The following is an 18,046-nucleotide window of genomic DNA, read 5'->3' as shown; positions in this document are numbered from 1 at the left end:
CGTCCGGGCTACCACTGGCTGGTGAGCGTTACCGGTACGCGCAGCGGCGCGATGGGGCCGTCGCGTTGCCCGCACATCTCATCGTGCACCACCTGCTGCACCAGCATGCACGGCACCGGCGGCAGGTCGGCCAGCAACTGCCGCAGTTCGGTCGTGGAGCGCACGCGCACGGGCTGCCCCTGGGCATCGCTCAATGTCACAGGGCCGGCGTCGGTCAGGGCGCGCAGGAGGTAGAAGCCCCCCTCCAGCGACAGCAGTTCAAGTTCCTTGGCTTCGCCGGTCGAAACCAGCTGGGTCAGCGCGATCAGGTTCATGGTGTGCCCTCTGGCAGGCGGCGGAAGAACAAGGTGATCTGGCCAATCTCAACGCCCAGCTTGCTCATGCTCGAGCGGTTGATCAGGGTGTCGTCATCCATGAGGTACATCCAGTCGTCCAGGTCTACCTGCCAGTGCCGCCCATCGACCGGCAGGTCCAGTTGGTAACGCCATCGCAGCGCATTGCCCGCCACCTCGCCACGCGCCTCGCCTATCACGTCCCCCGCGGTTCCCCGCCAGCGCCCGGGGCCGTCCGGCACCAGTGTCCAGGTACGCTGCTGGCGTGTGCCATCGCTATAGAGAAAGTGTTCGTCGAGGATCAGCCTTTCACCCTCGCGGCGGCTGTCGATGCGCACGTGGAAGCGCTTGACCACCTCTCCGGAACGCTTCTGGAACATCCCCCACGCCTGAACCGGGCGCGAGAAAAACGCCGCCAGGTCCAGCTTCGGCTGCTCCTGGCCATAGTGCTCGATACCGACATTGCCACAACTGCCCAGAAGCAGGCAGGCAGCTAGCAACAGCGCTTTGTACATGTTCAGGCTCCTCGGTCATCGCCAGCCAGCCCAAGCAGCCGCTGACGCAATTGGGGGTCTCTGGCCCGCGGGTCAAGCCAGATGGCGAAGAAGGCCCGGGCGAACACCGGATCATCGATCGCGTGGCTCAGCTTGCCGTCGACGTAAAAGCGGCAACCCTGCCCCGGCAGGTATAGGCCCGTGATGCGCATGCCAGGCGTCACGTCCACAAATGCCTGCTCTATCGCCTTGGTCCATGCCGCGCGTTGCTGTGCCGTCATGCTGCCGCCACCCAGGCGTTGCATTTCCTCAAGGCTGGCCTTGACCAGCGTGTCCCTGGACAATGAACGGTGATAGAGCAGCTCAAGGGCGAACGGCTGGTTCCAGTCCTGAACCGGGCCAACTGCCCATAACCGGGCGGTATACAGCCGCAGGCCAAACCAGGTGAAATCACCGGCGCCCAGCCGTTGCGCCGCAGGCAGTTGCGCTCGCCAGTCTGCCGCCGACGACATGGCGGCTAGCAGCAGGCAAAGACAGGTCCAACGTGCAGGGTGCGCCATTCTGACCTCGAGCACTTTGTTAAATACTATACAATAGTAGACGCTTGTACACATATTTGACGAGCAATGTACAGATTTTGATGCCCAGCATGCACATTTCTGTAAGACTCGCCCCCGTTATCGAACACCCATGAAAGTCGAGATAGAAGGAATTGCTCATGCTGTACGTCGTCATGCTCGGTGGACGCCACCCACGGGCCAATATCGAGGTCCACGACGTGTTGTTCGCGCAGGCGGACTCACTTGAACAGGCCTACCCCCATCTGCGCCAAGCCTGGTTCGGGAGCCGAACGGGCCTGCACATCGACGCATGGATGGAAGTCGACGGTATCGATCGCTACCGCGTCGCGTTCAGTCAGGTAGCACCTGGCCCACACGATCCCAGGTTGTTCTTCATCAACCTTGGCGGCTACGAGCCCGGGGTGTTTGGCGAGGCACACCACTACCTGCTGGTGGTGGCCAGGGACAAGGCCGAGGCCAGGCAACTGGGCAAGCAGCGCCTGCAGGCAGACTGGCTCAAGCCGCATACCGACGCGGTACTGGACGTCGACGATTGCCTGCCGATCGACTGGGTGAACGACCGTTACGTGCATTTGATCGAAGGGCCCCATGACGGCTTACGGCAGTACAGCGACTATATCCTGCTGTGAGCTCACCCCTGCCATGTGCAAGAACGTTGGCAGGCATCACAGGACGAGGCGCCAGCGCCCAGCCAAGAGGACACTCCGATGAGCCTGATCAACGACCTTCACACACCCGCCAACGTGCTGGTCTGCGGGGCCAGCCAAGGGATTGGCCTGGCATTGTGCACGCAGTTGCTGGCGCGCGATGACATCGGGCTGGTGTTCGCCGTTTCGCGACGAGCCACCACCAGCCCTGCGCTGGATACCTTGTTCACAGAGCACGGGCGACGGTTGGTTCGCCTCGATTGCGACGCCCGATCCGAGCAGGCACTGCACACTCTGGCAGCACAGGTGGGCGCCTGCTGCGACCAGCTGAACCTGGTCTTCAGCACGCTTGGCGTGCTGCAAGAAGGCCCGGCACGGGCTGAAAAAGCGCTGAACCAGCTTGATATGGCGGGGTTGCTGAGCAGTTTCACCACCAACTGTTTCGCCCCTGTTCTGCTGCTCAAGCATTTGCTGCCGCTGCTGCGTCGGCAACCGATGGCCTTCGTCGCCTTGTCGGCGCGGGTCGGGTCGATCGGCGACAATCATTTGGGGGGCTGGTACAGCTACCGTGCCAGCAAAGCCGCGCTCAACCAGCTTCTGCGCACTGCAAGCATCGAGCTGAAGCGACTGAACCCCGCGTCAACGGTACTTGCATTGCATCCCGGCACCACCGACACCCAGCTTTCCCGACCCTTTCAGGGCAATGTGCCGCCGGCCAAGCTGTTCTCGCCCGCGTTTGCCGCCACCTGCATCCTGGCGCTTGTGAGCCGTCACGGCCCGGCGCAGAGCGGAACGTTCTGGGCGTGGGACGGCACGTCGATTCCCTGGTGACGCGCGCGCAGAGTTCCCAGGCAAAGTCGATGAACCAGCCCTGAGCGAGAAGGGTCAACCCTTTATCTGACAACGGCAGAAGGAAGGGTGGAACGAATGGTTTCGTTTGATCTGCAACGGATGCTGATAGGCGACTTCCCTTTTACCTTTCTGCTGGAAGTTGCTGTGCGTGTTTCAGCGGCCTTCCTGGCCGTGTTCTTCTTTCTGAAATTCAGTGGCCGGCGCGGTATCAGACAGCTGTCCCGGTTCGAGCTCGTGGTCATTCTCACCCTGGGCTCAGCTGCCGGCGATGTGACCTTTTACGAGGATGTACCGCTGCTTCCGGTGGCCTTGGTTTTCCTCACACTGTTCATGCTTTACCGAGGAACGGTCTACCTCATGAGGCGAAACAGAACCTGCGAGGCCTGGATCGACGGGCTGCCAGTCACGGTAGTGAAAGATGGCATGTACGAAATCCATTCGCTGCGTCACATGAACATTTCACCGAATGAGCTGTTCATGGAGCTACGCCAGCAAGGTGTCGAGCACCTGGGCCAGGTTCGACTGGGCCTTCTGGAAACCGATGGCGATCTCAGTTTGTATTTCTACGATCAGCAAGACACACGCCCAGGCCTGTCAGTGCTGCCGGTCGAGCATCGCCCGGAGTACACATCGCCGCCCGGCGCCGGGTTGCATTGCTGCGTGAGCTGTGGTTTCCCGGCCTACCATGAGCCTCATGACACCCTGGCGTGTTCACGTTGCGGTCATACGGTCTGGTCGCCTGCATTGGATACCGTGCGCAACCGTTAGCAGGTTCTCCCCATACCGCCAGGCATCGAGCAGGAACTTTGCTTGCTGTTTGCAGGCCCTTATGAAAGGCCTATCAGCACGAGGAGAAAATGATGAGTGCACAATTGAACGGTAAGCGCGTGGCCTTTCTGGTCACCGATGGCTTTGAACAGGTGGAACTGACCGGCCCGCGTGAAGCCTTGGAAAACAGCGGCGCGGTGGTCGATATCCTGAGCGAGAAAGAAGGCACGGTACGTGGCTGGAACCATGACGAACCCGCCGACGCGTTCAGCGTGGATGCGACTTTCGACAGTGCGCAGCTTGACCTCTACGACGCCTTGGTGCTGCCCGGCGGTGTGCAGAACTCCGACACCATTCGCTTGATCCCCGGTGCGCAGAAACTGCTAAAAAGCCATGATGCGGCCGGCAGGCCGCTGGCGGTTATCTGCCACGGCGCGTGGCTGCTGATATCGAGCGGGTTGGCCAAAGGCAAGCGAATGACCAGCTACAAGACCTTGCAAGATGACATTCGCAATGCGGGCGGTACGTGGGTGGATGAACAAGTGGTGGTCGATGGCAACCTCATCACCAGCCGCCAGCCGGACGATATCCCAGCCTTCAATGAGCAACTGATCAAGGCACTGGCAGACTGACCCTGCTACTGCTCAGTGCGTGCTGGTCGCCCATGGTGCCGACCAGCACGCACTGATCACGCCAGCTGGATGAAAACCGAATAGCTGCCCAGCAACACCCAGAAGCACAGGAAAATCCAGGGCGTGCGCAAGGAAAACAGCAGCGATTTGCGGTGCCCCGCCTGAGAGGTTTCGGCCTCGCAGAACAGCGGCGACTCGTCATAGGCCAGCCCCATCAGCGGTTCGCTGCGCAGCAAGTGGCTCTGCTTCATCTGCCAGTGCTCGATAATCCGGAAGGCCGCGCGGATGCCAGGCCACGCATTCAGTGTACTGAGCACGCCGAGCAGTGCGAGAAAAGCCGGGACCATCAGGGTGAACATTTCGCCCCAGCTTTGGTTCAGGTTACCCATCGATGACACGTAGGCGATCACCAGGAACGACTGGGCCGCAAGATAAGCGTCGGTACGGTTGGCCAGGATGGTGGTCTCATACTGAATTTCGCGTCGATAGAAATCCAGCCGCTCCTTGGGCGTACCGAACATCCTCTCGTTCGTCTGATCGATCTCATGTTCCGGCGTGGAAGGCGTGATGATTCGAGGCACCGCAGACTCCTTGATAACGTGGGCCTCACCCATGCCAGCAAGCCCCGTCAGCGGTAGAGCCATGCGGTGGGTAAAAATTCACTGGGAATGGGTGCATCAACCGCTCGTCGCTCAGCACGAAGATCCACTTCAACACTGGCCTGGCGCGCCTTTCGAATGGGAATGAGCGTTCCAAACCTGCAGGAGCTTCCAGCATGAGCGACTACCCTACCCCTCCATTCCCTTCCCAACCGCAAAGCGTTCCCGGTTCCCAGCGCGAGATGGATCCTTATCCGGACTGCGGTGAGCAGAGCTACACCGGCAACAATCGCCTCGCAGGCAAGATCGCCTTGATAACCGGTGCTGACAGCGGCATCGGGCGTGCGGTGGCCATTGCCTATGCCCGAGAAGGCGCTGACGTTGCCATTGCCTATCTGAATGAACACGACGATGCGCAGGAAACCGCGCGCTGGGTCAAAGCGGCCGGCCGCCAGTGCCTGCTGCTGCCCGGCGACCTTGCACAGAAACAGCACTGCCATGACATCGTCGACAAGACCGTGGCGCAGTTTGGTCGCATCGATATCCTGGTCAACAACGCCGCGTTCCAGATGGCCCATGAAAGCCTGGACGACATTGACGACGATGAATGGGTGAAGACCTTCGATACCAACATCACCGCCATTTTCCGCATTTGCCAGTGCGCTTTGCCCTCGATGCCAAAAGGCGGTTCGATCATCAACACAAGCTCGGTCAACTCTGACGACCCGTCACCCAGCTTGTTGGCCTATGCCGCGACCAAAGGTGCCATTGCCAATTTCACTGCAGGCCTTGCGCAATTGCTGGGCAAGCAGGGCATTCGCGTCAACAGCGTCGCACCCGGCCCGATCTGGACCCCACTGATCCCGGCCACCATGCCTGATGAGGCGGTGAGGAACTTCGGTTCCGGTTACCCGATGGGGCGGCCGGGTCAACCTGTGGAGGTGGCGCCAATCTATGTCTTGCTGGGGTCCGATGAAGCCAGCTACATCTCGGGTTCGCGGTACGCCGTGACAGGGGGCAAACCTATTCTGTGATCGTGCTGCCGACGCCCTGGTGCTGCCTGATCTGCTTCATACGCAAACAGGTACCCTTGAGTTCGCCGGTCGGGTCAAGGTGATGAAGGAGCTGCTTGAGCATCACATCGAGGAAGAGGAGGAAGCGCTCTTCCCTACCGCGAAAAAGCTGCTGGGAAAGACCAACTGGACGAGCTGGGGCTCGCCATGCAAGCGCAGAAAAAACTGCTTAAGGATGAGCAACGGGCCGCTTGAATCAAAAGCGCCAGGCCGGTTCGGGTGCGACCGGCCTGGCGCCATGGGTCAGTGTTTGGGACGCCGAGCACCACAAAGGCGCACTGCCGACATCCTCAAGGCTTTGCAGTGCGCCCTTTTTTCCACTGCGCCCTGGAGACACCTTCAGCGTAGCCGGTGACACCGATCGCTACCTGCTGAATGCGGCCGCCATGCTGAAGGAAGGCCTCGACCTGCTCGCAGATGCGCACATGGGCTTTTTGGGCCGCGCTGGGGTACGTCTGGGACATGTTGGCATCTCGGTTATGAGCCACTGAACGACAGTCACCCGAGCACGCACTATACACCCTGCATTGCCATCAGCGTCTGAAGCCTGCCAAAACCCTGCTTTTGTCGACCGAAGGGCGTGGCGATGGTGAGCTGCAAGCGCACAAGACCAGGAATGCTTGCCCCAACATATGGAAATACGTATATTCGGCTTTCCGTATGTACAGGCACCCCCATGATCACACCGCCCGATGTCTTCAAGAGCCTCTCTGACGAAACCCGCGCTCGCGCCACTCTGCTTATCGCCAGCCTGGGCGAACTGTGCGTCTGCGAACTGATGTGCGCGCTCAACGACAGCCAACCCAAGATCAGTCGCCATCTGGCACAACTGCGCAGCAATGGCATGCTGCTGGACCGCCGTCAGGGCCAGTGGGTGTATTACCGCCTGAATCCGGAGCTGCCTTCCTGGGTTCACGAAATGCTTCAGGTCACCTTGCAGGCCAATTCGCAATGGCTGGCTGACAATGCCCTTCGGCTGAAGAACATGGACGGTCGCCCCGTGCGTGATTCCGTCTGCTGCTGATCATCACCAAGCGAGATTTTCATGCTGCCCGCCATTGCTGTCTTCGTGTTCACCCTCATACTGGTCATCTGGCAGCCCAAGGGGCTCGGTGTTGGCTGGAGCGCCGCGCTAGGCGCCATCATCGCCCTGGCCACAGGCGTAGTTTCCCTGCATGACATCCCTGCCGTATGGGCCATTGTCTGGAACGCCACCGCCACGTTCATCGCGGTCATCATCATCAGCTTGCTGCTGGATGAGGCAGGTTTCTTCGAATGGGCCGCATTGCATGTGGCGCGTTGGGCAAACGGCAGCGGCTACCGCCTGTTCGCCTTCTGCGTACTGCTCGGCGCCGCTGTATCGGCGCTGTTCGCCAACGACGGTGCGGCGCTGATCCTCACCCCCATTGTCATGTCGATGCTGCTCGCGCTGCGCTTCTCACCTGCAGCGACACTGGCCTTTGTCATGGCCGCAGGCTTCATTGCCGACACGGCAAGCCTGCCGCTGGTGGTCTCCAACCTGGTCAACATCGTCTCGGCCGACTACTTCGGCCTGGGCTTCGCCGAATACGCATCGGTGATGGTGCCGGTGAATATCGCCAGCGTGGCGGCCACCCTGCTGGTGCTATTCCTGTACTTCCGTCGTGATATCCCCAAGCAGTACGCGCTCGATGCGCTGAAGGCGCCGAGCGAGGCAATTCATGACCACGCCACCTTCAAAGTCGGTGGGTGGGTGCTGCTGATGCTGCTTGCAGGCCTGTTCGCACTGGAACCTCTGGGCATCCCGATCAGTGCGGTGGCCGCCGTCTGTGCCGCAATCCTCTTTGCCGTGGCCGCTCGCGGTCACCGCATCTCAACCCGTCGCGTGCTGCGGGAAGCGCCGTGGCAGGTGGTGATCTTTTCTCTGGGCATGTATCTGGTGGTGTACGGCCTGAAAAACGCCGGCCTTACCGACATGCTCACCCACCTGCTGGACACGCTTGCCGGGCAGGGCCTGTGGAGCGCGGCCATTGGCACCGGGTTGATTTCCGCCCTGCTGTCCTCAGTCATGAACAACATGCCCAGCGTGCTGATCGGCGCATTGTCGATCCAGGCCAGCGGTGCAGAGGGCCTGGTACGTGAGGCGATGATCTACGCCAACGTCATCGGTTGCGACCTCGGCCCGAAGATCACCCCGATCGGCAGCCTCGCAACGCTGCTTTGGCTGCATGTGCTGGCGCGTAAAGGCGTGCGCATCACCTGGGGTTACTACTTCAAGGTCGGCCTGCTGCTCACGGTACCGGTTTTGCTGATCACCCTTTCTGCTCTGGCACTGCGCCTGAGCCTCTGACGTTCGCCCCCCAGCGGAGGAGCCCTCCATGCGAGTCCTGTTCATGTGCACGGCCAACAGTTGCCGCAGCATCCTTTCCGAAGCAATGTTCAACCACCTGGCACCGCCCGGTTTCGAGGCAGTCAGCGCTGGCAGTTTTCCCAAGGGCCAGGTGTTGCCACGCAGCCTGAGCACGTTGCAGCAGGCCAATATCTCGACCGAGGGCTTGAGCAGCAAAGGCAACGATGCGTTCGAGGGCAACCCACCCGACATCGTCATCACCGTCTGCGACAAGGCAGCGGGCGAAACCTGCCCGGTGTATTTCGGCCCTGCGCTGAAGTCGCATTGGGGGCTGGAAGACCCCTCCGATGTCGTGGGTGACGAAGCATCGGTCGATGCGGCTTTCCGGGCCACACTGGCCCGCATCGAGTCTCGCTGCCAGGCCTTCTTCGCGCTGCCGTTCGATCACCTCGACCGCGAGCAGCTCAAGCACGCGCTGGATCGCATCGGCTCGCTTTGAACAGGAAGAAAACATGTCCGAGCAACTGCCTAACCTCGACCTCACGCTGTTCGACCTGCCGCCTTCGGCAACCCCGACCTGCGAACACAAACCTCGCATCCTGCTGCTGTACGGGTCTACCCGAGAACGCTCCTTCAGTCGCTTGCTGGTAGAAGAAGCCGCGCGTCTGCTGGAGCACTTCGGTGCCGAAACCCGCACCTTCGACCCGTCGGGCCTGCCGCTGCCTGACGATGTACCCGTAGAGCATCCCAAGGTGCAGGAGCTGCGTGAACTGGTGCAGTGGTCAGAAGGCCAGGTGTGGTGCTCGCCGGAGCGCCATGGGGCGATGTCGGCGGTGTTCAAGGCACAGATCGACTGGATTCCCTTGGCGCTGGGGGCATTGCGCCCCACCCAAGGCAAGACCCTGGCCGTGATGCAGGTGTGCGGCGGCTCGCAGTCGTTCAACGTGGTCAACCAGTTGCGCGTGCTGGGCCGCTGGATGCGGATGTTCACCATCCCGAACCAGTCTTCGGTACCCAAGGCTTATCTGGAGTTCGACGACGCCGGGCGGATGAAGCCATCGCCGTACTACGATCGCGTGGTTGACGTCATGGAGGAGCTGGTGAAGTTTACCGTGCTGCTGCGCGACCGCCAGGCATTCCTGGTCGATCGCTATTCAGAGCGCAAGGAAAGCGCCGAGCAGCTTTCTGAGCGGGTCAATCAGCGATCCATTTGAAGCAAAGGTGATTCAAGACAGTGGAAACGACAAGGTAGCGGCCAGCCCGCTACCCGCTCTGTTTTCAAGACGTATCTGCCCCCCCATACGGTCGATGATGGTCGCGACGATGGACAGCCCAAGGCCAGCACCATTTGGGCTGTTTCGGCTGTAAAAACGCTCGAATACACGGGACAGGCTCTCCTCATCGATACCCGTCCCTTCATCCTCGACAACCAGTTCGACGCTGCTGTCCAGACGCCGCAGTGACACGGCTATGCGCCCCCCAGGCGGTGAGTGTTCTACCGCGTTGGACACCAGGTTCTGTAGCGCAATGCCCAGCGCGCCGGCGTCGATCTGCAGGTGGTGGTCCCCTTCGTCGATGTCCAGCGAGGGTTCCAGGCCACGGTCCAGTATCCATGGGGTGAGTTCAGCCAGGGTTTCGGTGACGACCTCGGCCAAGTCGATCCGGGTGCTGGCTCGCTGCCCCAGTCTTGGCTCGACGCGGGCCAATGTCAGCAATTGGTTGACCACACGTGTCAGCCGATCGACCCCGCCCACAAGAAAGCCCAGGGCTTTCTGGCGCTCGGCATCATTGCTGGCGGCCAGCGCGTTCTGCGCGTGCAGCCGCAGTACGGCCAGAGGCGTACGCATTTCATGGGCAGCATCGGCAATGAAGCGATGTTCACGCCGCAGCAGATCGTCGATCTGCGCCAGCAAACGATTGATCGCAGCCTGCATGGGCTCCAGTTCAGTGGGAAGCGGTACCAGTTGCAGCGGCTCCAGCGAATCTGCATGACGCCTGCGGATGACATTGGCCATGTTCTGCAATGGCCGCAGCCCCCAGCCGATCGCAGCCCACACCAGCAGTGCCAACGCCAGGCTGCCAAGCAGGAACGGGAACAGCGTGTGGCGAACGATGCGGTCGATCAGGTCGTAGCGCACATCATCACGCTCACCCACCCAGATAAGCCAGTGCTTTTCCGGCACCGGCAAAACGAAACCGCGCCATTGTTCACCGCCACTGGAAAAGTCGTAGAACCCTGGAGCAGTGGGTGGTGGGTCGATTGGCGGCGCACTGGGTGTATGCACCAGCAACGCCATGCCTTCTCCCCAGACCTGGAACGCCAGCTTGCTTTCGTAAGGATGGCCCACCTGGTGCCGCCCCGCTTTGCCCAAGGCATCGTTGAAGGCCTGATACAGCGCCTCACGCGAGCCCTCCTGTACCGGCATGCTCATGACGCCTTGCAGCAAACGCGCGTTCTGGGCCAGGTGCGCGTCATACACCTCGTTAATTTCGTGGCTGCTGTCGTGGTAGTTATAGAGCGCGAGCAGGCCGGTACCGAGTAGCAGCAAGAGCATCACGCGCCACAGCGTGCGCTGGCGAAGCGAGGTCATGCCTTGACCTCGACCAGATAGCCAATGCCGCGCACCGTGCGAATCAGGCCGTTGAACAGCTTCTTGCGCAGGTGGTAGATGTTTACCTCCAGCGTGTTGCTCTCCGGCTCTTCATCCCAGCCATACAGCAGTTGAGTCAGGCGCTCACGTGTGAATACCTTGCCGGGCTGTGCCAGCAACTCATGCAGCAGCACATACTCTTTGGGGGTGAGTACAACCTCGACGCCGTTGTATTGCACTTGCTGGGTGGTCGGATCCAGGCTGACCCCGGCATGCTCGATCAGCACCTTGGCGCGCCCGACGCTGCGCCGCAGCAAGGCGCGCAAGCGTGCCTTGAGCTCGTTGAGGTCGAAAGGCTTGACCAGGTAGTCATCGGCACCGGCATCCAGGCCGGCAATGCGATCATCGAGGGCATCCCGCGCGGTAAGGATCAGCACCGGCAAGCTGTCGCCGCCGGCGCGTAAACGCCTGAGTAGCTCGAGGCCATCCATACGGGGCAATCCAAGATCCAGGATCAGCAGGTCGAAGGTCTCGTGTTGCAGCGCATGCAAGCCACCGACACCGTCACGCAACCAGTCGAGGGTGTACCCCTCCTGGCGCAAGCCGTCGCAGATCCCTTCACCCAGCGCGATGTCATCCTCAACCAGCAACAGCCGCATGTTCAGTCCTGTTTGTCCTTGATGGCCTTGAGTAAAGCATCGATATCGGTACGCCGGCCCTGGTCAGCCAACTCACGTCCCGGCCGGGGCTGTGCCTGCAAGGCTTTCTGCAGGGCTGCGATAGCTTCAGGGTAGCGCTTTTGCCGATACAGATGATCAGCCCAGAAATAGTTGCTGTCGATACCGTTGGGGTTGATCTGCAAGGCTTTGCGCAGCATCTTGTCGGCCATCTCGGCATCACCGAAACCAATAGGCCAGCCTGGCACCTGATCATACAGCGTGCCCAGGCTGGTGTAGGCCGAACCTTGCAGGGCGGTGGGGTCCAGCTTCATGGCCTGCTCCAGGCTGGCTTTCGCCGCCTTGACCTTGCCCAGTGCACCGAGGCCGCCCGCCGCCCCTGCCCAACTGCTGTTGATGATGCCCTCCCAGATCAGGGGTTCAGGTGTGCCGGGATACTGATGAACAAACGTTGTTGCTTCGCCTGCCAGCTTTTCGAAGGCGTCGGCACGCTTGTCCTTGGGTATTTGGTACTGAATCTGCGCCCAGCGCTGCTGCAGATCGCTCAGGCGCTGGCTGCCTGCCTGGTCCAGTGCCCAGGTGAAGGGTGCAAATGCCAGCAAGCTGACAATGAACAGACGCTTCATTTGTTCGACTCCTTGGAGTGGCTGCCGATATAACGACGAATGACAGGCAGTTGCTTGCGCAGTGCGCGATCGACTATGCCCGGCAACATGCCGTTGATACGCACGAAGAGCTTTTCCGGCCACCCCAGATAAAGCTCGGTGCGCTCGGATTGCACCGCCTGGAGCACAGCACGGGCGACGTCCGCCGGGTCGTCCATGCCAACTTTCAGCGCTTGATTGAGCGCAGTCGCAGCGCTGCTGTTCATCGTTGTGCGGGTCGCCCGCGGGGCGGCATACAGCACGTTCACCGTGGTGTCGGCCAACTCGCGGCGCAGCGCTTGCGAAAAGCCACGCAACGCAAACTTGCTGGCGCAGTAGGTGGCATAGCCGGGGTAGCCGATCGACCCATAGGTCGACCCGACATTGACCACCAACGCCTTGGGCTGAGCACGCAGCAACGGCAGGCAGGCGCGTGTCAGTTGCAGGGGAGCCTTCAGGTTGATGTCCAGTAGCTCATCCAGCGCATACTCATCCAGCTGGTCGAGCAGAGCGAAGCGATTCACGCCAGCAGCGTTGATCAGCACATTCACAGCCCCCATCTCGCGTGCCCGCTCGATGACATGTTCGCGCCCCGACGGGCTGCGCAGGTCGGCTTCCTGCCAGCGCAGACGATCAGGGTACAGGTTCATCAGGCCAGCCAGCTTGCCCATATGCCGACTGACGGCCAACACCTGGGCACCGGCAGCGCAGAGCTGTTCAGCCAGCGCCAGGCCTATGCCCCCACTGGCGCCGGTGAGGATCACCACGGACTCAGCCAAACGCATGATGCACCACTTGCTGCCCGGCACGCGGCAAGCCCTGGAACATTTCGGTGTACAAGCGGTAGACGACCTTGGCCGCGTGGAGAACGGCCTGCTGGTCACCGGCATCGTCGAGGCGGTCCATCAACTGTTTGTAGGTCACCATGTGCTCCTGGTCGAGCGCACCGTGCGAGCTGAGATAGCTGAAAGCCTGGTCAGGCAGTGCCAATGTGTTCTGGATAACGCCCGCCGCCTGGGTGGCCAGGGCGATGCTGGTGCCTTCGAGCACGTTGACCATGCCGAACAACCCGACCGGGTTGCCACGGGCGATCAGGTCGTACAGGTAGGCGACCATCAGCTCGATGGATTGCACCGGCTGGCCATCGCGCACGGCCTCCCAGTCACCGCCGCATGCTTTGATGTCGTTGAGGATCCACTGCTCGTGGCCATATTCCTCTTCAATGTATTCGCAGACCGCGCCGCGCAGCCACTCCAGCCGCAGCGGCAATCGAGCCCCACAGGCCATCATCAGCGGCACGGTATGGCGCACGTGATAATAGGCCTGAGTCAGGAAGGCAACGTAGCTGTCCAGGCTGACCTGGCCGGCCAGCGCTTCGCGGATCACCGGTACGGCGAACAGCGCCTGACGCTCTTGGGCGGTTTGTACTTGCAGGGTGTCGAAAAAGGACATTGTGAACCTCACAACGAGATGTCGGACAACAGGGTGTGGTAACGCTGCAAGATCGCCTCACGTCGCGGGCGGCCATTGGCAGTCAGGGTTTCGTCAAGCGTGCTCAGAGGCACTGGCAAGCGGCGCCAGGCGTGCACCCTGGCGTAATCGGGCAATCGCGCGTTGCATTGCTGTACGGCCTGTTCGATGCCCTCGTCGCTGATGCCGGGATCCAGCGGCCAGAGCAAGGCAAGGTTGCGTGGCAAGGCTTCGCCATGCACGAAAGCCTGGGCGATCACGCCACTTTGGCTCAGCTCGGCTTCCACCCATTCCGGGTTGACGTTGCGCCCGAAACTGGTGATGAACTGATGCTTCTTGCGGCCATCCAGGTAGAGGTAGCCCTCCTCATCGAGGTGCCCTACATCGCCTGTTGCCCACCACTGCCCGGTTACAGGCGGCTCTCCCAGGTAGCCCAGCAATGTCGAGCCGGCCACCAGGACTTCGCCATCCTCGGCGATGCGCACCTGCACATGCGGCAATGGCTTGCCGACGCTCCCAGGGCGCACAGCCCCTGTGCGGTTGAGCGCCACTACCGAGGCGCACTCGGACAAGCCGTAACCTTCGAACACCGGCAAACCGACCGCCTCGGCCCGCGCGAGCAGGCTTGGCGATACCCGAGCCCCGCCAACCGCCACCAAACGCAGTGGGCCGACTCGCATCAGCCCACGTTCGATCGCTGTCACCAACCCCATCAGCAGTTGCGGCACAAGGATCAGGCTTTGCGCACCACTGAGGGCGATTGCGCCCAGCAGGCGCTTGAAATCGACCTGGCTTGCCCCTCCCATCCCCAACTGCTGCTGCGGATAGAGCTGCACACAAGCGCCAGCCATGAGCGCGGCGTAGACGCCCAGGTTTTCCAGCAAAACGCCCAGTGGCAGTACCGCCAGGTATCGCTGCGGCTCGGTTGGGCGGCTGGCGGCCTCCAGCTCATGCGCCACGCGCAGCAGGGTTTCAGCGCTCAGGCACACGCCTTTGGGCGTGCCGGTGCTACCGGAGGTGTAAGTGATCTTGGCAGTGCCCTCAGGCAGCGCCGGGGCGACAAAACTGTCACGCTGCCACACGCCAGCTGGCGCCTGCCGGGCAAAGCCAAGCGCAATGAGCTGTTCGGCCCACTGCGCTTGGCACACGACCGCCGTGACTCCGCTTTGCTGCAAGCAGTGCTGGAACTGGGTCGCGCTGAAAAACGACGGCACTGTCACACTGGCGCGTTCGGCGAACAGCGCCGCCAAATCCCAGAATAGCGCCTCGGGCCCGTTATCCAGCACCACGGCGAAGGTTCCCGGTGATTGGCTGCGCAGGCAGCCCGCACGGGATTCGACCTCGTCGAGCAGTTGCCGGTAGGTGTAACGCTGCGCATCGCCCTGAACGGCCACGGCGTCAGGATGTTCGAAGGCGTGCTGGCGCAACAGTGTCTGAAAGGCAGTCAATTCATGCCGCATGGCCGGTCTCCAGGGCTAACGTGGGAAACCCAAGCCGCTCGAACATGCCCGCCTGCTTCAGGGCATCGAAGCCAAAGCCTATGTTGCCGGCAAATACCTGAGGTCGCTGGTCGTAGTAGGTCCCCCACTGGTCCACTTGGCCCTTCAGGCGCGCAGGATCCGCTGAGGCCAGAACAGTAGGCACCAGCCCCAGTCGCCGGAAACTGTTGAACAGTGTCGCGGCGCCCGTGAATGCGACCCACTCCAAACCGCGCATCGCCAGCAACCACGTCACGGCGATGATCATTATTCGAGCGCTGCCGGCGCTGAGTGAGGCCAAGTTGCCTACTTCCACCATGCAGCTACGATCCGGTGAGGCACCGGTTACCCGTGAAACAGCAGATTCCAGAGGCTCGTCCAGGTACCGCTCGAGAAAGAGCGGCCCTTCGCTGGCCGGTCGCATGCCCGCCGCCGCGATCACTCGACAGTGGCTACCCTGCAAGGCAAGCAGTTCCGGCAGGTAATGCTGCACATCCGCCTGGTGCACGCTGGCAAAGCGTTCGTGTATGAAGTGCTCCAGCTCGCCGCGCCCTTGATCGCCGCTGAGGTGAAGAGAAAGGTGCGCCTGATGATCGGCATGGCTACCGATGGGTAACGGAAGCAAACCGTGCCATTGATGAGACTGAGTCATGAAGTTTCCCCCGCCTGGGTGCGACGGAGGGAATTATCGGGGCCGAATCTGAATGCAATCTGAAGTCGCTACTGTCGGAGCGTCTCAGCCCGGCGCTGGTTCATGTGCTGAACTGACTATGACCGAGCACGACGCGTACCCAGCTCGATCCAGACGGGCGCATGGTCGCTGGCCTTGGCCTCGTTGCGCACCCATGCATCGACACCCGCCCGTTTCAGATAAGGCGCAAGCTCGTGGTTGAGCAACAGGTGATCGATTCGCAACCCGGCATTGCGGGCCCAGTGGTTACGGAAGTAGTCCCAGAAGGTGTAGACACGCTCGTCCGGGTACAGATGGCGTATGGCATCGAGCCAGCCCTGGTCAAGCAGTCGTTGGTAACACGCTCGCGACTCAGGCTGCAGCAGTGCGTCCTTCAGCCAGGAACGCGGGTTATAGATGTCCATGTCGGTGGGCACGACATTGAAATCCCCTGCCAGCAGCGTGGGGTGGCCACTTTCATAGAGGCTGCGCGCATGCTGGATCAGGCATTCGAACCAGTGCAGCTTGTAATCGAACTTGGGCCCGGGCTGCGGGTTTCCGTTCGGCAGGTAGAGGCAAGCGACCAACACCCCGTGTGCCGCAGCTTCCAGATAGCGGCTCTGGCTGTCCTCCTCCAGGCCGGGCAAGCCGCGGCGAACCTCGAGCGGATCGCTGCCCCGCACCAGAATGGCCACGCCGTTCCATGACGGTTGCCCATGATGAAGGCTGCCATAGCCTGCTGCCTCCAGCTCCGCGCGAGGGAACTGCTGATCGGCCGCCTTCAGCTCCTGCAGGCAGGCAATGTCGGGCTGCTCCCGCTCCAGCCAGGCCAGCAGCGCCGGCAAACGGCTGCGGATGCCATTGATGTTGAAGGTGGCGATCTTCAGCGCTTTCATGCGTCCGGGTCGCTCACATGGGCCTGCACGGCATCTTCCAGCGCGCGGATATGCGCCTCATCGGCCAGCGCCTTGAGCGCCAACCAGTCGTCCCAGTCGATGGCACCGTCGTCGCGCAGGGCCTCGGCTGTGCGAAGCAGTTCATGGTGGTAGGCATCCGGTGACGCGCGCCGATAACTGATGTCGTCGTACTGGGCGTACCAGGCTTCAAGCTCGGGAATGTTGCGTTCGATGCTCATGAAAGCGTCCTCGCTGTACCCTTTGCTTGTCAGAACCCGGGCACAGCGCGACGTTCAATCAGGACGTCACTGAAAGTAATGGGGATACCGTGCCATGTCGCTCTCCAGCTTGTCCGCATCCGCTGCCCTCTTGCGCACTTCGGCATAAAACAGCTGGCACTGGTTCTGAAACCTGGTGAAATCGCGGTTGGCGGTTTCAATGGCACTGCTCAGGTCGCTGCCCTTGAGGCCTTCGACAAGCCGCTGTGACGAGGTATACGCCTGCCAGCAGGCTTCAACCTGCTGCAGCCCCTTTGCAAGGTTCTCGGTGTCGATAGTCGCCATTGCAGCACCCTCTTTGGACCGAGCCTGGTCCGTCGGTGTGAATCGCCAGAGCGACGATAACGGGATGAAGCCTGTCACGACGCGCTTCGGCTAAGAGCGTAGACTATTTCGGCGCAGACGCATGGATACCAGGTTTCACAAGTCTCAGACGCATTATCCGCAAGCTCAGGAGCGAGTGCCATGGATTGCCTTCCAACGCTGTTCACAGACCGTCTTGTTCTCACACCCCTTCAGTTGGGAGATGCAGCAACCATTCAGAAACTGTTCCCCCAGTGGGAGATCGTCCGTTATCTGGACCGTCGTGTGCCGTGGCCTTACCCGGAAGACGGCGCATTGATCTATGTGCGCGATATCGCCCTGCCGGCCATGGTGGCGGGCCGCGAATGGCACTGGATGATCCGGCTGCGCGATGCAACCGAGAACGCCATTGGCAGCATCAGCCTGTATGAACAGCCTGGAAACAACCGAGGCTTCTGGCTTGCACCGCAGTGGTGGGGGCAAGGCTATATGCGCGAAGCATGTCAGGTCATCAACGCATACTGGTTCGAGACATTGTCGCGTCCGGTCATGCAGGTTCCCAAAGCGGTTGCCAACCATGCTTCACGCAGGGTTTCGGAGTATGAGGGCATGCGCAGGGTGGCAACGCGAGACGGGCATTTTGTCGCTGGGCAGATGCAGGTAGAGGTATGGGAGATGACACGCAGTGCCTGGCTCGACAGGAGGCAAACCTGACCCTGCCTCGGCCTGCGC

Annotated in this window: 25 protein-coding genes and 1 pseudogene; 11 read left to right on the top strand and 15 right to left on the bottom strand. The window is 61.3% G+C overall.

The annotated features are described in order from the left end of the window. Positions 1 to 8 precede the first annotated feature (8 nt). Genes FQ668_RS09945 through FQ668_RS09935 form a run of 3 tightly spaced genes read right to left on the bottom strand, consistent with a single transcriptional unit; the run spans position 9 to position 1,386 of the window. The gene (locus FQ668_RS09945) at positions 9 to 314 is read right to left on the bottom strand and encodes a DUF6482 family protein (protein WP_003254009.1); all 306 of its coding nucleotides are present in this window, start codon (positions 312 to 314) and stop codon (positions 9 to 11) included. After that, a complete protein-coding gene (locus FQ668_RS09940; RefSeq protein ID WP_014591335.1) occupies positions 311 to 847 on the bottom strand; it encodes a DUF3833 domain-containing protein in 537 nt (178 codons plus the stop codon). Before FQ668_RS09940 ends, FQ668_RS09945 begins: the two co-directional genes overlap by 4 nt. 2 nt (positions 848 to 849) lie before the next feature. Next, positions 850 to 1,386 (bottom strand): chalcone isomerase family protein, encoded by a 537-nt coding sequence (locus tag FQ668_RS09935; RefSeq protein WP_053868137.1) that lies wholly within the window; start codon positions 1,384 to 1,386, stop codon positions 850 to 852. Positions 1,387 to 1,544: 158 nt separating this feature from the next. Here FQ668_RS09935 and FQ668_RS09930 point away from each other — a divergent pair, with 158 nt between their 5' ends. The 4 genes from FQ668_RS09930 to FQ668_RS09915 all read left to right on the top strand — a co-directional run bounded on the left by FQ668_RS09930 (position 1,545) and on the right by FQ668_RS09915 (position 4,306). Further along, positions 1,545 to 2,036, top strand: a complete 492-nt coding sequence (locus FQ668_RS09930) for a DUF1543 domain-containing protein (protein ID WP_053868136.1) — start codon at positions 1,545 to 1,547, stop codon at positions 2,034 to 2,036. A 78-nt stretch (positions 2,037 to 2,114) separates the two neighbouring features. Continuing rightward, positions 2,115 to 2,885, top strand: coding sequence for an SDR family NAD(P)-dependent oxidoreductase (locus tag FQ668_RS09925; RefSeq protein ID WP_014591338.1), 771 nt, complete (start codon positions 2,115 to 2,117; stop codon positions 2,883 to 2,885). Between the two features lie 96 nt (positions 2,886 to 2,981). Then, positions 2,982 to 3,674: a DUF421 domain-containing protein gene (locus FQ668_RS09920; protein WP_003254014.1), complete on the top strand. Its 693-nt coding sequence runs from the start codon at positions 2,982 to 2,984 to the stop codon at positions 3,672 to 3,674. Positions 3,675 to 3,766: 92 nt separating this feature from the next. After that, positions 3,767 to 4,306, top strand: a complete 540-nt coding sequence (locus FQ668_RS09915; protein WP_041167015.1) for a type 1 glutamine amidotransferase domain-containing protein — start codon at positions 3,767 to 3,769, stop codon at positions 4,304 to 4,306. 56 nt (positions 4,307 to 4,362) lie between these two features. On the opposite strand, the gene FQ668_RS09910 is transcribed toward FQ668_RS09915, so the two are convergent. Then, positions 4,363 to 4,887: a hypothetical protein gene (locus FQ668_RS09910; RefSeq protein ID WP_010953640.1), complete on the bottom strand. Its 525-nt coding sequence runs from the start codon at positions 4,885 to 4,887 to the stop codon at positions 4,363 to 4,365. 194 nt (positions 4,888 to 5,081) lie between these two features. Here FQ668_RS09910 and FQ668_RS09905 point away from each other — a divergent pair, with 194 nt between their 5' ends. Next, positions 5,082 to 5,939, top strand: a complete 858-nt coding sequence (locus tag FQ668_RS09905) for a glucose 1-dehydrogenase (RefSeq protein ID WP_053868135.1) — start codon at positions 5,082 to 5,084, stop codon at positions 5,937 to 5,939. Positions 5,940 to 5,949: 10 nt separating this feature from the next. Then, positions 5,950 to 6,173: pseudogene (locus tag FQ668_RS09900) on the top strand (hemerythrin domain-containing protein); the annotation flags it as partial. Between the two features lie 95 nt (positions 6,174 to 6,268). On the opposite strand, the gene FQ668_RS28515 reads toward FQ668_RS09900, so the two are convergent. After that, positions 6,269 to 6,442 (bottom strand): hypothetical protein, encoded by a 174-nt coding sequence (locus FQ668_RS28515; protein WP_017147688.1) that lies wholly within the window; start codon positions 6,440 to 6,442, stop codon positions 6,269 to 6,271. A gap of 212 nt (positions 6,443 to 6,654) precedes the next feature. On the opposite strand from FQ668_RS28515, the gene FQ668_RS09890 reads away from it, so the two are divergent. From FQ668_RS09890 to arsH, 4 genes are read left to right on the top strand one after another with little or no spacing between them, the layout of a single operon-like run. Next, on the top strand, positions 6,655 to 7,002 hold the full coding sequence (locus FQ668_RS09890; RefSeq protein ID WP_010953634.1) for a metalloregulator ArsR/SmtB family transcription factor: 348 nt from the start codon (positions 6,655 to 6,657) through the stop codon (positions 7,000 to 7,002). 21 nt (positions 7,003 to 7,023) lie between these two features. Beyond that, positions 7,024 to 8,307, top strand: a complete 1,284-nt coding sequence (locus FQ668_RS09885; protein ID WP_014591345.1) for an arsenic transporter — start codon at positions 7,024 to 7,026, stop codon at positions 8,305 to 8,307. 28 nt (positions 8,308 to 8,335) lie between these two features. Continuing rightward, positions 8,336 to 8,806 carry an arsenate reductase ArsC gene (locus tag FQ668_RS09880; protein WP_014591346.1) on the top strand — a complete coding sequence of 157 codons (471 nt, stop codon included), beginning with the start codon at positions 8,336 to 8,338 and terminating at the stop codon, positions 8,804 to 8,806. 13 nt (positions 8,807 to 8,819) lie between these two features. After that, positions 8,820 to 9,521 carry an arsenical resistance protein ArsH gene (gene arsH / locus FQ668_RS09875; protein WP_010953631.1) on the top strand — a complete coding sequence of 234 codons (702 nt, stop codon included), beginning with the start codon at positions 8,820 to 8,822 and terminating at the stop codon, positions 9,519 to 9,521. Positions 9,522 to 9,533: 12 nt separating this feature from the next. On the opposite strand, the gene FQ668_RS09870 is transcribed toward arsH, so the two are convergent. The 10 genes from FQ668_RS09870 to FQ668_RS09825 all read right to left on the bottom strand — a co-directional run bounded on the left by FQ668_RS09870 (position 9,534) and on the right by FQ668_RS09825 (position 17,296). Beyond that, a complete protein-coding gene (locus FQ668_RS09870) occupies positions 9,534 to 10,898 on the bottom strand; it encodes a HAMP domain-containing sensor histidine kinase (protein WP_019436675.1) in 1,365 nt (454 codons plus the stop codon). Next, complete coding sequence (locus FQ668_RS09865; RefSeq protein WP_014591349.1) at positions 10,895 to 11,557, bottom strand: response regulator; 663 nt, start codon at positions 11,555 to 11,557, stop codon at positions 10,895 to 10,897. The genes FQ668_RS09870 and FQ668_RS09865 overlap by 4 nt, the downstream gene beginning before the upstream one ends. A 2-nt stretch (positions 11,558 to 11,559) precedes the next feature. Further along, positions 11,560 to 12,201, bottom strand: a complete 642-nt coding sequence (locus FQ668_RS09860; RefSeq protein ID WP_019436676.1) for a tetratricopeptide repeat protein — start codon at positions 12,199 to 12,201, stop codon at positions 11,560 to 11,562. Further along, positions 12,198 to 13,004 carry an SDR family oxidoreductase gene (locus tag FQ668_RS09855; RefSeq protein ID WP_014591351.1) on the bottom strand — a complete coding sequence of 269 codons (807 nt, stop codon included), beginning with the start codon at positions 13,002 to 13,004 and terminating at the stop codon, positions 12,198 to 12,200. Before FQ668_RS09855 ends, FQ668_RS09860 begins: the two co-directional genes overlap by 4 nt. Continuing rightward, positions 12,991 to 13,671 carry a TenA family transcriptional regulator gene (locus tag FQ668_RS09850; protein WP_019436677.1) on the bottom strand — a complete coding sequence of 227 codons (681 nt, stop codon included), beginning with the start codon at positions 13,669 to 13,671 and terminating at the stop codon, positions 12,991 to 12,993. Before FQ668_RS09850 ends, FQ668_RS09855 begins: the two co-directional genes overlap by 14 nt. Positions 13,672 to 13,679: 8 nt before the next feature. Then, positions 13,680 to 15,149 carry an AMP-binding protein gene (locus tag FQ668_RS09845; protein ID WP_019436678.1) on the bottom strand — a complete coding sequence of 490 codons (1,470 nt, stop codon included), beginning with the start codon at positions 15,147 to 15,149 and terminating at the stop codon, positions 13,680 to 13,682. Continuing rightward, positions 15,139 to 15,819 carry a thermostable hemolysin gene (locus FQ668_RS09840; RefSeq protein ID WP_144180063.1) on the bottom strand — a complete coding sequence of 227 codons (681 nt, stop codon included), beginning with the start codon at positions 15,817 to 15,819 and terminating at the stop codon, positions 15,139 to 15,141. The genes FQ668_RS09845 and FQ668_RS09840 overlap by 11 nt, the downstream gene beginning before the upstream one ends. Before the next feature lie 116 nt (positions 15,820 to 15,935). Continuing rightward, positions 15,936 to 16,733: an exodeoxyribonuclease III gene (gene xth, locus FQ668_RS09835; RefSeq protein WP_014591355.1), complete on the bottom strand. Its 798-nt coding sequence runs from the start codon at positions 16,731 to 16,733 to the stop codon at positions 15,936 to 15,938. Continuing rightward, positions 16,730 to 16,972 carry a hypothetical protein gene (locus tag FQ668_RS09830; protein WP_003254042.1) on the bottom strand — a complete coding sequence of 81 codons (243 nt, stop codon included), beginning with the start codon at positions 16,970 to 16,972 and terminating at the stop codon, positions 16,730 to 16,732. The genes xth and FQ668_RS09830 overlap by 4 nt, the downstream gene beginning before the upstream one ends. Positions 16,973 to 17,038: 66 nt before the next feature. Then, a complete protein-coding gene (locus FQ668_RS09825) occupies positions 17,039 to 17,296 on the bottom strand; it encodes a hypothetical protein (protein ID WP_019436681.1) in 258 nt (85 codons plus the stop codon). 180 nt (positions 17,297 to 17,476) lie between these two features. Here FQ668_RS09825 and FQ668_RS09820 point away from each other — a divergent pair, with 180 nt between their 5' ends. After that, entirely contained in the window at positions 17,477 to 18,028 is a 552-nt protein-coding gene (locus tag FQ668_RS09820) for a GNAT family N-acetyltransferase (RefSeq protein ID WP_019436682.1), read from the top strand. Positions 18,029 to 18,046 lie beyond the last annotated feature (18 nt).

It is taken from the genome of Pseudomonas sp. Kh14 (assembly GCF_900291005.1).
Classification (GTDB): domain Bacteria; phylum Pseudomonadota; class Gammaproteobacteria; order Pseudomonadales; family Pseudomonadaceae; genus Aquipseudomonas; species Aquipseudomonas alloputida.
This window is presented reverse-complemented; position numbering and strand designations above follow the sequence as displayed.

Excerpts from the sequence above, each read along its gene's own strand:
- FQ668_RS09945 (WP_003254009.1), bottom strand. The coding sequence starts at position 314 with ATGAACCTGATCGCGCTGACCCAGCTGGTTTCGACCGGCGAAGCCAAG.
- FQ668_RS09940 (WP_014591335.1), bottom strand. The coding sequence starts at position 847 with ATGTACAAAGCGCTGTTGCTAGCTGCCTGCCTGCTTCTGGGCAGTTGT.
- FQ668_RS09935 (WP_053868137.1), bottom strand. The coding sequence starts at position 1,386 with ATGGCGCACCCTGCACGTTGGACCTGTCTTTGCCTGCTGCTAGCCGCC.
- FQ668_RS09930 (WP_053868136.1), top strand. The coding sequence starts at position 1,545 with ATGCTGTACGTCGTCATGCTCGGTGGACGCCACCCACGGGCCAATATC.
- FQ668_RS09925 (WP_014591338.1), top strand. The coding sequence starts at position 2,115 with ATGAGCCTGATCAACGACCTTCACACACCCGCCAACGTGCTGGTCTGC.
- FQ668_RS09920 (WP_003254014.1), top strand. The coding sequence starts at position 2,982 with ATGGTTTCGTTTGATCTGCAACGGATGCTGATAGGCGACTTCCCTTTT.
- FQ668_RS09915 (WP_041167015.1), top strand. The coding sequence starts at position 3,767 with ATGAGTGCACAATTGAACGGTAAGCGCGTGGCCTTTCTGGTCACCGAT.
- FQ668_RS09905 (WP_053868135.1), top strand. The coding sequence starts at position 5,082 with ATGAGCGACTACCCTACCCCTCCATTCCCTTCCCAACCGCAAAGCGTT.
- FQ668_RS28515 (WP_017147688.1), bottom strand. The coding sequence starts at position 6,442 with ATGTCCCAGACGTACCCCAGCGCGGCCCAAAAAGCCCATGTGCGCATC.
- FQ668_RS09890 (WP_010953634.1), top strand. The coding sequence starts at position 6,655 with ATGATCACACCGCCCGATGTCTTCAAGAGCCTCTCTGACGAAACCCGC.
- FQ668_RS09885 (WP_014591345.1), top strand. The coding sequence starts at position 7,024 with ATGCTGCCCGCCATTGCTGTCTTCGTGTTCACCCTCATACTGGTCATC.
- FQ668_RS09880 (WP_014591346.1), top strand. The coding sequence starts at position 8,336 with ATGCGAGTCCTGTTCATGTGCACGGCCAACAGTTGCCGCAGCATCCTT.
- arsH (WP_010953631.1), top strand. The coding sequence starts at position 8,820 with ATGTCCGAGCAACTGCCTAACCTCGACCTCACGCTGTTCGACCTGCCG.
- FQ668_RS09870 (WP_019436675.1), bottom strand. The coding sequence starts at position 10,898 with ATGACCTCGCTTCGCCAGCGCACGCTGTGGCGCGTGATGCTCTTGCTG.
- FQ668_RS09865 (WP_014591349.1), bottom strand. The coding sequence starts at position 11,557 with ATGCGGCTGTTGCTGGTTGAGGATGACATCGCGCTGGGTGAAGGGATC.
- FQ668_RS09860 (WP_019436676.1), bottom strand. The coding sequence starts at position 12,201 with ATGAAGCGTCTGTTCATTGTCAGCTTGCTGGCATTTGCACCCTTCACC.
- FQ668_RS09855 (WP_014591351.1), bottom strand. The coding sequence starts at position 13,004 with ATGCGTTTGGCTGAGTCCGTGGTGATCCTCACCGGCGCCAGTGGGGGC.
- FQ668_RS09850 (WP_019436677.1), bottom strand. The coding sequence starts at position 13,671 with ATGTCCTTTTTCGACACCCTGCAAGTACAAACCGCCCAAGAGCGTCAG.
- FQ668_RS09845 (WP_019436678.1), bottom strand. The coding sequence starts at position 15,149 with ATGCGGCATGAATTGACTGCCTTTCAGACACTGTTGCGCCAGCACGCC.
- FQ668_RS09840 (WP_144180063.1), bottom strand. The coding sequence starts at position 15,819 with ATGACTCAGTCTCATCAATGGCACGGTTTGCTTCCGTTACCCATCGGT.
- xth (WP_014591355.1), bottom strand. The coding sequence starts at position 16,733 with ATGAAAGCGCTGAAGATCGCCACCTTCAACATCAATGGCATCCGCAGC.
- FQ668_RS09830 (WP_003254042.1), bottom strand. The coding sequence starts at position 16,972 with ATGAGCATCGAACGCAACATTCCCGAGCTTGAAGCCTGGTACGCCCAG.
- FQ668_RS09825 (WP_019436681.1), bottom strand. The coding sequence starts at position 17,296 with ATGGCGACTATCGACACCGAGAACCTTGCAAAGGGGCTGCAGCAGGTT.
- FQ668_RS09820 (WP_019436682.1), top strand. The coding sequence starts at position 17,477 with ATGGATTGCCTTCCAACGCTGTTCACAGACCGTCTTGTTCTCACACCC.